This window comes from Ornithinimicrobium pulveris (assembly GCF_050261105.1).
Classification (GTDB): Bacteria; Actinomycetota; Actinomycetes; order Actinomycetales; family Dermatophilaceae; genus Ornithinicoccus.
This window is the reverse complement of record NZ_CP189837.1, coordinates 2,194,161-2,205,215: the sequence shown is the minus strand read 5'-3', so window position 1 is coordinate 2,205,215 and position 11,055 is coordinate 2,194,161. Positions and strand designations below refer to the sequence as shown.

General features: G+C 70.2%; 11 protein-coding genes. 7 read left to right on the top strand and 4 right to left on the bottom strand.

The window, feature by feature from the left end; genetic code table 11:
- The first annotated feature begins 32 nt into the window (after positions 1-32).
- Entirely contained in the window at positions 33-365 is a 333-nt protein-coding gene (locus ACQBAT_RS10265) for a hypothetical protein (RefSeq protein WP_420746535.1), read from the top strand.
- Between the two features lie 52 nt (positions 366-417).
- Positions 418-1,620 carry a signal recognition particle-docking protein FtsY gene (gene ftsY, locus ACQBAT_RS10260; protein WP_420746534.1) on the top strand — a complete coding sequence of 401 codons (1,203 nt, stop codon included), beginning with the start codon at positions 418-420 and terminating at the stop codon, positions 1,618-1,620.
- Between the two features lie 302 nt (positions 1,621-1,922).
- Here ftsY and ACQBAT_RS10255 read toward each other — a convergent pair whose 3' ends face one another.
- Positions 1,923-2,756, bottom strand: a complete 834-nt coding sequence (locus ACQBAT_RS10255; RefSeq protein WP_420746533.1) for an arylamine N-acetyltransferase family protein — start codon at positions 2,754-2,756, stop codon at positions 1,923-1,925.
- On the bottom strand, positions 2,753-3,667 hold the full coding sequence (locus ACQBAT_RS10250; RefSeq protein ID WP_420746532.1) for an oxygenase MpaB family protein: 915 nt from the start codon (positions 3,665-3,667) through the stop codon (positions 2,753-2,755). Before ACQBAT_RS10250 ends, ACQBAT_RS10255 begins: the two co-directional genes overlap by 4 nt.
- A gap of 22 nt (positions 3,668-3,689) precedes the next feature.
- Here ACQBAT_RS10250 and ffh point away from each other — a divergent pair, with 22 nt between their 5' ends.
- From ffh to ACQBAT_RS10225, 5 genes are all read left to right on the top strand, one after another.
- Positions 3,690-5,336, top strand: coding sequence for a signal recognition particle protein (gene ffh / locus ACQBAT_RS10245; RefSeq protein WP_420746531.1), 1,647 nt, complete (start codon positions 3,690-3,692; stop codon positions 5,334-5,336).
- 71 nt (positions 5,337-5,407) lie between these two features.
- Entirely contained in the window at positions 5,408-6,643 is a 1,236-nt protein-coding gene (locus ACQBAT_RS10240) for a M4 family metallopeptidase (protein WP_420746530.1), read from the top strand.
- A gap of 22 nt (positions 6,644-6,665) precedes the next feature.
- Positions 6,666-7,148, top strand: coding sequence for a hypothetical protein (locus ACQBAT_RS10235; RefSeq protein ID WP_420746529.1), 483 nt, complete (start codon positions 6,666-6,668; stop codon positions 7,146-7,148).
- 36 nt (positions 7,149-7,184) lie between these two features.
- Entirely contained in the window at positions 7,185-7,790 is a 606-nt protein-coding gene (locus ACQBAT_RS10230; protein ID WP_420746528.1) for a mismatch-specific DNA-glycosylase, read from the top strand.
- A gap of 24 nt (positions 7,791-7,814) precedes the next feature.
- Complete coding sequence (locus ACQBAT_RS10225; protein WP_420746527.1) at positions 7,815-8,234, top strand: hypothetical protein; 420 nt, start codon at positions 7,815-7,817, stop codon at positions 8,232-8,234.
- Positions 8,235-8,274: 40 nt separating this feature from the next.
- Here the strand turns inward: ACQBAT_RS10225 and nhaA are convergent, their stop codons facing one another.
- Positions 8,275-10,101 (bottom strand): Na+/H+ antiporter NhaA, encoded by a 1,827-nt coding sequence (gene nhaA, locus ACQBAT_RS10220; RefSeq protein WP_427197680.1) that lies wholly within the window; start codon positions 10,099-10,101, stop codon positions 8,275-8,277.
- Between the two features lie 109 nt (positions 10,102-10,210).
- Positions 10,211-11,020 carry a hypothetical protein gene (locus ACQBAT_RS10215; protein ID WP_420746526.1) on the bottom strand — a complete coding sequence of 270 codons (810 nt, stop codon included), beginning with the start codon at positions 11,018-11,020 and terminating at the stop codon, positions 10,211-10,213.
- Between the last annotated feature and the right edge of the window lie 35 nt (positions 11,021-11,055).

The following is an 11,055-nucleotide window of genomic DNA, read 5'->3' as shown; positions in this document are numbered from 1 at the left end:
GATGCCCGGTCCGGCTTGTCACACTGGGTGACATGTTCGCTCTTGTCCTGGCCATGCTGTTCTGCGTCGCGATCGGCGCCGGCGTCGTCGGCTACGTCATGCTCGAGGCGCGCCGGGAGGGGCGCGGCGAGTTCTGGACCGCAGAGGGCGAGGAGCTGATCGCGGGGGCCCGTCGGACCACGGAGAAGGTGCGCGCCCGTGGTGAGGAGCTGGGCCGGTCCGCCGCCCAGCGGGTGTCCTCGGTCTCGCACAGCGCCACCCAGCGGGGCGAGCACACCACCAGCCGCGCCGTCGCGCGCGAAAAGGTCTCTGAGCAGCCGGTGGGCGAGCTCATCGAGCAGCCGGAGATGCGGCGCGCCTCCTGAGGTGACCCCGTCGGGTCGGCCGCACCTCCTGACGTCTGGGAGACTGTGAGGCGTGGGACCCATCAATGAGCTCTGGGAGTATCTGACTCTCGCGACGATCCTGATCGTGGGCGCCATCGGCGTCCTGGTCGCGCTGGTGCGTGGCCGTGGCGGTGGCCGCAAGACCCCGCCCCGGGTGGACCGGGACCGTGACGGGGACGTCCTGACGCAGGACCGCCCCCGCACCGGTGAGGACCTTGACCCTGACGTCGACAGTGACGTCGAGAACCGTGGCGGCGGCGTCATCGTCGAGGAGCCTCCGGTTGAGGAGGCCCCGACTCTTGAGCGCCCCGACTCGGCCAAGGGCCGTTTGCAGCGCCTGCGCGCCCGACTGGCCCGCTCCAACTCGGCGATCGGCAACGCGCTGCTCGCGCTGCTGTCGCGTGGTGGGCTGAGCGAGACCGACTGGGAGGACGTCGAAGACACGCTGCTGGCCTCTGACCTGGGCGTAGAGGCGACCACGGAACTGGTGGATTCGCTGCGCACCCAGGTCAAGGTCGACGGCACCACCGATCCGGCGCTGGTCAAGCAGTGGCTGCACGATGACCTGCTGCGCCTGGTGGACCCGACGATGGACCGGCGGATCGCTGCCACCCGCGAGGGCGATAAGCCTGCCGTGATCCTCGTGGTCGGCGTCAACGGCACCGGCAAGACGACGACGGTCGGCAAGCTGGGACGCGTGCTGGTCGCCGAGGACAAGGACGTCGTCTTCGGAGCCGCCGACACCTTCCGCGCTGCGGCCGCTGACCAGCTGACGACCTGGGGTGAGCGGGTCGGGGTGCCGACCGTGCGCTCCCACCAGGAGGGGGCGGACCCGGCGTCGGTCGCCTACGAGGCGGTCAAGGCCGGCATCGAGGGCGAGTCTGACGTGGTTCTCATCGACACCGCCGGTCGCCTGCACACCAAGCGTGGCCTGATGGATGAGCTGGGCAAGATCAAGCGCGTCATCGAGAAGCTGGCGCCGGTCGGCGAGGTGCTGCTGGTCCTGGATGCGACCACCGGCCAGAACGGCATGCGCCAGGCCGAGGAATTCGCCAAGGAGGTCGCCATCACCGGCATCGTGCTGACCAAGATGGACGGCACCGCCAAGGGCGGCATCGTGGTCAACGTCCAGCGCAAGCTCGGCGTCCCGGTCAAGCTGATCGGCCTGGGCGAAGGCCCCGACGATCTGGCTCCGTTCGACGCGGAGGCTTTCGTGGGGGCGATCGTCGGCTGACAGCCAGCTGAGGACACGAGCGAGGTACGAGCGAGGCCCGGAGGGTGGCGCGGAAGCCGACAGTGGGGATCGTCGGCTGACAGCCAGCTGAGGACACGAGCGAGGTACGAGCGAGGCCCGGAGGGTGGCGCGGAAGCCGACAGTGGGGATCGTCGGCTGACAGCCAGCTGAGGGCCCACTTCCAGCAACTCGTCCGGCCGCCACGCCGGCGCCGACCGGCTCATTCGTACCCGGGCACGATTGAGCCGGTGCAGGTCGGGCGTGTCGCGGGACGGATTGCGCAGCGAGCGCAGGACAGCCGCTCAGTCCCGTGGCTGATCGAGGCTGGCCGACCGCCACAGGGCGTCGAGCTCGGCCTCGCTCACCCCGTGCCGCGACACATCGAGTCCGAAGACATCGCCGAGCACCTGACGCAGCTCATCCGGTGACGACAGGGTCCGCAAGGTCATCCCGCTGGCCGTGATCCGCCGCCACGAGGTGGCGAGCAGCGCGTCGACCCCCTCCTCGTCGCGCCGCTGCACCGACAGCCGCCGAACAAAGGGCGACCACGGCGAGGTCGACAACTCCTCATGCCGGGCCGTCGCCTCCGCCCAGGTCACCGACCCCGCCGCGAGATCCATGCCGACGAAGGAGTCGGCGCGGCGGTCGTGGTCAAGGCGCCAGCCACGCCGTTCCACGTCCGAGCGCCGCAGCCCGAATCGCAGGGCACCGTCCCGCACGTCACCCTCCACCAGTCGCGCAGGGGAGTGCAGCCCGCTGCCCAGCCCCACATCGGCCAGCCACCGCCCCTCCCTGCCCAGGTCCACCACCAGCGCGACATGCGTCCCGTTCGCCCCGGACGGCTCGGCCATCGACCGACCTTGCACGCCCGCGCGGTGGTAGGACACGGCATACCCCAGGCTCCGCAGCAGCCAGCCGAAGGCGCCGTTGAGGTGGAAGCAGTAGCCGCCCCGGCCCTCGACCACTCGCCGCACGCACGCCATCTCTTCGGCAGGCACCGGACGGCGCAGCACGATGTCGACGGTGCTGTAGGGCACCCGCTCGACGTGCGCCCGGTGCAGCTCGCGCAGCCCGGCCAACCCCAGCCCCGGGCCCTTTACCCCGAGCCGGGCCAGGTAGTCGACGAGCAGGGTCACGCACCCACCGCGGAGCTCTCGGGAGCGTTGCGCGGGTCGCGTGGGTCGGACAGCGCCCAGCCGACCGCGGCGGTGCCGAGCGCGCCGAGGGGGGTGGCGACATACCGGAGCAGGGGTTCCTCGACCGGACGCAGCGCCTCTGGCAGGCGGAGCCCGAGCAGGTCGCGGGCGTGGGCGGGCAGCATCGCGACGGCGCCGGCGGCGAGCAGCCAGAAACCGGGCCGGGCGGCCCACGGCAGGGGCGGTTCCAGCAGCAGGAACCGGGCTACGTCCCGGGCGCCCGGGGTCGATGCCAACTCCGGCCCGTATGCCGCGAGCTGACTCTTCAACTCAGCCACCGTGGTCGGTGGGTCGGGGATGCCGAGCTGGCTGGCTGCCCAGCCCGCTTGCGCGACATAGGTGTCGGCCTCGTCCGGGGTGAGTGGGGTGCGGGCGTAGAGCTGGTGGGCGGTGAGGAAGCTGTCGATCTCGGCGACGTGCACCCACCGGAGCAGGTGCGGGTCGGTCGCGGAGTAGGGGCGACCGTCCGCGCTCGTGCCGACCACGGTCTGGTGCACCCGGTTGATCCGGTCGATGACCCGCTGGGCGGACTCGATCGGACCGAAGGTGGTCATCGCGATGAACTCGCTGGTCCGCTGCAATCGGCCCCACGGGTCGCCGCGGTAGCCCGAGTGCTCGCCGACCCCCGCCATCGCGAGCGGGTGCAGGGATTGCAGGAGCAGGGCGCGGATGCCGCCGGCGTACATACCGGAGTGGCCCTGGACGCGGCAGATCGGGTCATCGGGGGCGAACCGGCGCTCGCCGGGGGCCAGCCAGATGGCGTGCGCGCGACGCTCGGCGTCCGGGCCGGCGACCCGGTCGCGCAGGGCGAGCGCGAGTCGGCGGCGGGCGGTGGAGATAGGTCCTGGCACGTGTCCAACGTATCCTTGCCGGGTGTTCAACTCCCTCTCCGACCGTCTGACGCTCACCTTCAAGAACCTCAAGCGCAAGGGCACCGTCACCGAGTCCGACCTCAACGCGACCATCCGCGACATCCGGATGGCGCTGCTGGATGCGGACGTGGCGCTGCCGGTCGTCAAGGAGTTCACGGGGCGGATCCGCGAGCGCGGGCTCGGTGCCGAGGTGCACCAGGCGCTCAACCCGGCGCAGCAGATCGTCAAGATCGTCAACGAGGAACTGGTCACCATCTTGGGTGGGCAGACCCGCCGCCTGAACCTGGCCAAGAACCCGCCGACGGTGATCATGCTCGCCGGCCTGCAGGGTTCGGGTAAGACCACCTTCGCCGGCAAGCTGGCGCACCTGCTCAAGGGGCAGGGGCACACGCCGCTGCTGGTCGCGGCCGACCTCCAGCGCCCTAACGCCGTCACTCAGCTCGAGGTGGTCGGTGAGCGCGCGGGCGTGAGCGTGTTCGCGCCGGAGCGCGGCAATGTCTTCGGCCACGATGCGGCCCTGGAGTCAGGGGAGGGGACGCGCTCCTTCGGTGACCCGGTCGACGTGGCGGTGGACGGCGTCGAGGAGGCGCGGCGCCGCGGCAACGACGTGGTGATCATCGACACCGCCGGTCGCCTGGCGGTGGACATGGACCTGATGCGTCAGGCCAGCGACATCCGGATCGAGACCGGCGCCCACGAGGTGCTCTTCGTCATCGACGCGATGATCGGTCAGGCCGCGGTCGAGACGGCCAAGGCCTTCTCTGACGGTGTGGGGATCACCGGCTCGGTGCTGACCAAACTCGACGGTGACGCGCGCGGTGGTGCGGCTCTGTCGGTGGCGTCGGTCACCGGGCAGCCGATCCTCTACGCCTCCACCGGTGAAGGTGTGAAGGACGTCGAGCTCTTCCACCCCGACCGGATGGCCTCGCGGATCCTGGACATGGGTGACGTGCTGACCCTGATCGAGCAGGCCGAGCAGGCCTTCGACCAGGCGCAGGCGCGGGAGATGACGCGCAAGTTCCTCGCCGACGAGGACTTCACCTTCGAGGACTTCCTGCAGCAGATGGCGGCCATCAAGAAGATGGGCAGCCTGAAGCAGATGCTCGGCATGATGCCGGGGATGCAGCAGATGCGGGCCCAGCTCGACTCCCTGGACGAGCGTGAGTTCGACCGGGTGGAGGCGATGGTTCGCTCGATGACCCCCTTCGAGCGAACCCACCCCAAGCAGATCAACGGCTCCCGCAAGGCGCGCATCGCTCGCGGGTCGGGTGTCCAGGTGGGCGAGGTCAACCAGTTGCTCGAGCGCTTCGGCGAGGCGCAGAAGATGATGCGCCAGCTCAAGAAGGGCGGCGGCCTGCCTGGGATGCCAGGCATGCCAGGGATGGGTGGTCCCGGAGGTGGCAAGCGGGGCAAGGCCCAGCCCAAGAAGAAGGGCAAGTCCGGCAACCCGGCCAAGCGGGCTCAGCAGGAGCGGGACGCGGCCCAGAAGGCTGAGGCGGCGCGCGCAGCGTCCTTGGAGAGCGCCTTCGGTGGTGCGCTGGGTGGCGCTGAGGGTATGCCGTCGGGCCAGGACGGCGGCGACCTGTCCGGGCTGAAGCTGCCCCCGGGCTTTGAGAAGTACCTCGACGGCGGGTCGGACAAGAAGTAGAGATCGCCGCCAGGTCCCGGCTGGGTGGCTTCGACTCTCCTTCGTCGGTGGTCCGTGCCACAGTGGCGGACATGACGGGCAAGCCGCAGCCGCACTGCGCGATCGTCCCGCCGTATCTGCTGGCGCGGTTGGCCGAGGCTGACCCGGAGGTGGCCCCGGCGGCGGAGTTCACGCTGCAGGACGGCTCGCAGATCCGGATGCGTCGGGAGCTGCGGGCCACCCGGTGGCCAGGTGGTCGCCCGCCTCGGGGTGAGGGTGGCGGCGCCGTGACGGGCGGGGATGGGCTGACCGATCCCGACGGGCGACCTGATGATCCGCCCCTGCCGCCGTGGTCTCTGCACGGCATCGTGGGCCCCGGCACCCTGGACCGGCGGTCGCGACTGCTGCCCGGCACCGCGCCAGGCATCCGGGTGGATGCTGCCCCGGACCGGTCGATCCATGACGCCCAGCAGGGGACCAGCCTGCCCGGTCTGCTCGTCCGGGCGGAGGGCGGTGACGCGACCGGTGACCGCTCGGCGGACGAGGCTTACGACGGGGTCGGTGCAACGTGGGACGTGCTGGCGCGCGTCTACCGCCGTGACTCCCTCGACGGAGCAGGGCTGCCGCTGATCGCGACGGTGCACTACGGGCGGGACTACGACAATGCCTTCTGGGACGGCCGGCAGATGGTCTTCGGCGACGGGGATGGCGTCTACTTCGCCGGTTTCACCAGCAGCGTCGACGTGATCGCGCATGAGCTCGGTCATGGGCTGACGCAGCACACCGCCGGCCTGACCTATGTGGGGCAGTCCGGTGCACTCAACGAGTCGGTCTCGGACGTGCTGGGCGCGATCGTGCGCCAGTGGGTGCTGGGAGAGACCGTCGAGCAGGCCGACTGGTTGATCGGCGCGGGCGTCTTCACCGATCGCGTGCAGGGGGTGGCGCTGCGCTCGATGGCGGCGCCAGGCACCGCCTATGACGACCCCATGATCGGCACCGATCCCCAACCGGGACACATGGACGACTACGTGGTCCTGCCGCACGACGCGGACCATGACAACGGGGGAGTCCACATCAACTCCGGCATCCCCAACAAGGCCTTCCACCTGTTTGCGACGGCGCTGGGTGGGCGGGTCTGGGAGCGGGCTGGCCAGGTCTGGTTCGACACGCTGACCACCCGCGGCCTGCTCCCGCGGGACGTCGACTTCGTCGGTTTCGCAGCGGCGACCCTGCGCTCGGCCGCGGATCGGTATGGCGCAGGCTCGGACGTGGAGTTCGCGCTGCGGCAGGCATGGGGCGCTGTTGGGCTTGGAACGTCTGGGTCCTGATCGAGAAGGAGTGATTGCAGCGATGTCGCTGTCGACCCCTGTCCGCAGCACGATGACGACCCTGGGAGCTCTGGGACTAGCGCTCAGCCTGTCCTCCTGCTGGGTCCAGACCGGCAGCGAGGTCACAGAAGGCCCAGTCGTCCAGACCGGTCTCGCGCCCGACGAAGCCAGCGGCCCTGACGGCGCAGCGGCGACGGGGGATCGGCTGAGCGGCTCGGACATCCGGGACGATCCCGAGCACTACGAAGCTCTCGGTGAGCAGATGAGGGAAGAGTTCACCGCCCTGTCGGATGGGCCTGCCTCGGCCGCGCTCTTCCACAGCCTGCACCTCTGTTCCGTCCTCTACGCCGACCACGACCACGACCGGGATGTGCAGCAGCGGTACGGGGAACTGCTGGAAGGCTTCTCCGGAGACGGCTTCATCAGCACCGAGAGTGGGCAGCACTGGGTCGACTTCTCGATCGAGCAGTTGTGCCCTGATCTAGAACCGGTCGTGACGCGCTGACGGTCACGACGACGGCACCCGCCTAGGCTGGATGAGATGCCGAGACGACGCTTCACCCGGGCCGAGCTGGAGTCCTTTCGGGACGCCGAGGTGCCGGACCTCCTGCCGTCGAACGGCCAGGCGCTCCGGCTCCTCTTCGTCGGGATCAACCCCGGCCTGTGGACCGCCGCGACGCAGACGCACTTCGCCCACCCCGGCAACCGGTTCTACCCGGCGCTGGAGTTGGCTGGCATCGTGCAGCGCACGATCGACCCGTCGGCGGGGATGACTGACCAGGACCGCGACCACCTGCGTGAGCTCGGGATCGGCGTCACCAACCTCGTGCGGCGAGCCACCGCGCGCGCCGACGAACTCTCCCGCGCTGAGTTCCGCGAGGGCGGTGAGGAACTGCGTGCCACGGTGCGACGCACCCAGCCGGAGGTGCTCGCCGTGGCGGGGATCACGGCATACCGGGACGCGTTTGGGCTGCCCAAGGCACAGGCGGGTCGGCAGCCCGAGCCGTTCGAGGGGGCGGCGTTGTGGGTGGTGCCCAACCCGAGCGGTCTGAACGCGCACGAGACCGTCGCCACGCTCGCCCGGGCCTACGCGGCCCCGGCCACCGAGGCGGGTCTTGCGCTCTCACCGATCGGGGAGCGGCAGTAGGGCGATGCCGCCATACTGACCCGCATGTCCGCACCGTCGCGCGAGTCACCGAGAGCGCTGGTCGTGCTCCTGCTGCTCGTGGCAGCGTGCTACGCCCTGCTCTTCTGGCTCTTCCGCGTGCCGGACGGTGCCCTGGGCCAGATCTACACCCCTGGCTGGTCCGGGCGCCTCATCCCGTGGTTCTTCGCCCCGGTCTCGTTGATCGTGGCGGTGCTGTGGGGTCGAGGAGCGGTGGGGTGGAGCGTGCTGGCCTATGTCACCGGCGTGGTGGTGGGGGAGCTCGTCGGGAATCCGATCTATCGGGCGCTGGTGGCACGGCTGGAGCGGCAGCGTCAGGATCCGGCCTTCGAGCAGAACTGGGAACCGAGCCACCCCGGCTGGTGGATCTGCCTGCTGATCTTCGTCGTGGGGACGGCGATCGGCATCCTTCGGACCCGTCGGTAGAAGCGGGAAGCCGACCCCCCGGCCGCGCGGGTCTGAGCGGTCAGGAGCGTCGGCGGGCAGGAGCCTGCTCGGTGTCCCGGAGTTGGCGCTCCAGGTGCTCGATGATGGTGCGGGCGTCATGCGGACCGATGTGGCGGGAGCCGTTGAGGAAGAAGGTCGGGGTGCCGCGGGCGCCAGACTCAAAGGCGCTCTGCGCATGCAGCTGGACGCGCTCGGCCAGCGACTCGTCGGCCAGGTCCTCCTCGAACTGCTCCAGATCCAGACCGATGTCGTCGGCCAACCGGCGGTAGGTCTCCTCGCCGAGCTCGTGCTGGTGGGCGAAGAGGGCCTGGTGCATCTGCCAGAACATGTCCTGCCGCGCTGCGGCCTCGGCCACCCAGGCTGCGCGCAGGGCGTGCGGGTGGCGGTCGGTGACCGGGAGATGGCGGGCCACGAAGCGCACCCGGTCGCCGAAGTGGTCGACCAGGTCCCGCCCCATGCCGGTCGTGGTGGAGCAGAAGGGGCACTCGTAGTCGTAGTACTCGACCACGGTGCACTCGGCGTCGACCGGGCCGTAGATGTGGTCCAGCTCGGGGTGCACCGGGGGAGTGAGCGTCACGGGAAGGTCGGCGGAGACCTCGCCGAACCGGTCCCGGGCGACCCGGAAGATGAGCCAGCCGAGCAGCCACGCTCCCGCCATCGCGATGAGGACGCCGACGGTCGCGGAGTCGACGAGCGTGGGGTCGGTGAAGGCCAGCCCGATCACGAGCAGGGAGACGGTGAAGCCGATGCCGGAGAGGGCCGCGCCGCCCATGATGCTGCCCGGGCCCACGCCCTCGGGCATCCGGCCCAGCCCCATCCGGATGGCCAGCCAGGTGCCGAGGCTGATGCCCACCAGCTTGCCCAGCACCAGGCCAGCGACCACGCCCCAGGTCACGCTGGAGGTCATGGCGGTGGACAGGGTGTCGCCCCGCAGGTCGACGCCGGCGTTGGCGAGGGCGAAGATCGGCACCACGACCAGGGAGGAGGGACCGCGGAGCGAGACGTGGAGGCGCTCGTTGACCGAGATCGACCTGGCCAGCCCTCGGCTGACCGAGCGGGCGACATCGGCCTCGGGGGACTGCCAGTAGTCGCGGAAGAGGGTGCGGGCGTCCTCGACGCGGGCGCGGTGGGTGGCGTAGGCCGGCACGAGCAGCCCGGCGACCATGCCGGCGATCGAGGGGTGGATGCCGGACTCCAGGGTGGCCAGCCACAGCACCACGACGACCGCGACGTAGGGCGAGCTGCGCCACTGGCGGCTGCGGCCCAGCAGCCAGAGGACCACGAGAGCGACCACGGCCACGCCGAGGGCCATGACGTTGAGGTCGTTGGTGTAGAAGACGCCGATGATCGACACCGCCAGGAAGTCGTCGACCACCGTCAGGGTGAGCAGGAAGACCCGCAGCTGGTTGGACATCCTGGGTCCGACGAGGGCCAGCGCACCCAGCAGGAAGGCCGTGTCGGTCCCGACCACGACGCCCCAGCCCGCAGCGGCCTCGCGGCCGGCGATGGCGAGGTAGATCGCGGCCGGGAGCGCGACCCCGAGGATGCCGGCCACGACGGGGAGCAGGGCCCGACGCCGATCTCGTAGCGATCCAACGGCCAGTTCCTGACGCACCTCGAGCCCCACCACGAAGAAGAAGATCACCATCAGGCCGTCGTTCACCCAGTGGTGCAGACTCATGTCGATCCCGGCCTCGCCCAGGCGCACGGACAGGGGCAGGTGCCAGAGCTCCTCGTAGGCGTGGGACCAGGGCGAGTTGGCCCAGACCAGGGCCACCAGGGTGACGGCGACGAGCAGCAGGGCGCTGCCCGGCTCGCTGCGCAAGCGACGCATCAGGTCGAACACGGGAACCCCCCGAGATCCAGCGGTCGGGCTCTCCGAGGAGCGTCCGGCCAGAGCCGATGCCGCCGGTCGACGGACCGGGGCTGCAGGATGCTACCGCGCGGAGGCCCCCTCAGGCGGCGTGCTCGTCCTGGTCCTCGTCGTCCTCGTCGTCGTTCTTCTGACCTTCGACTTCGTCGTCGTCCTCGTCGTGCTGGTCGTCGTCCTCGTCCTTCGGGTCGCGCACCAGGAAATACATCCCCACCACGGTGACCAGTCCGGCCACCCAGGCGGCCGCGATCGCCAGGTCTTCGCCGACCAGATCGGTCAGGAAGACCCGCGCCTCGGAGTCGGAGTCCACCATCGCGATGACGACGAACGCACCGACGACGACGGTGGCCAGCACCTTGCCCAGGATCCGCCGCTTGTTGCCCTTGTCCGAGCTGCCCAGGGACTCGCCCGCTCTGGCCACCTGCTTGGCCCGCAACACCCGCAACGCCCCCACGCTGCGCAACGCCCGGAAGAGCTGCAGGGGGCCGATGCTGAAGACGACCGCGAGCACCGCGGCGGCCGATCCGCCCAGGAGCCACCAGTTGCGTCGGATCCAGGCGATCTTCTCTGGCGAGACCAGGAAGAAGACCACGGTTTCGAGCACGAGGACGACCGTGACCGCATACAGGCCGATGTGCCCGATCGTCTCGAAAGGCTCATCAAAGAGGGTCAGGAAGACAGCCGGCACCGAGACGAGAGCGGCGATGAGAACCGGCCAGGCCAAGCGGTTCTCCCACCGCTCCTTGACCTCGTCACGCTTGTCCTTGCTGCCCCGCCCCAGCGCGCTGTCCTTGAGGTCCTCGACCTCCTCGGGCGCCCGGTCGGCGACCTCCTTGATCGTCGACGAGCCCGCGTCAGCGTGGTCTCGTCGACGAGATTCGGAGGAGGTCACGCGGTCACGATACCGAGGCCGTGATGCCCGGAGGC

What these genes read in the sequence shown, in the direction of transcription:
- ACQBAT_RS10265 (WP_420746535.1), top strand. Translation starts at nt 33, where the DNA reads ATGTTCGCTCTTGTCCTGGCCATGCTGTTCTGCGTCGCGATCGGCGCC.
- ACQBAT_RS10240 (WP_420746530.1), top strand. Translation starts at nt 5,408, where the DNA reads ATGACGGGCAAGCCGCAGCCGCACTGCGCGATCGTCCCGCCGTATCTG.
- ACQBAT_RS10235 (WP_420746529.1), top strand. Translation starts at nt 6,666, where the DNA reads ATGTCGCTGTCGACCCCTGTCCGCAGCACGATGACGACCCTGGGAGCT.
- ACQBAT_RS10230 (WP_420746528.1), top strand. Translation starts at nt 7,185, where the DNA reads ATGCCGAGACGACGCTTCACCCGGGCCGAGCTGGAGTCCTTTCGGGAC.
- ACQBAT_RS10225 (WP_420746527.1), top strand. Translation starts at nt 7,815, where the DNA reads ATGTCCGCACCGTCGCGCGAGTCACCGAGAGCGCTGGTCGTGCTCCTG.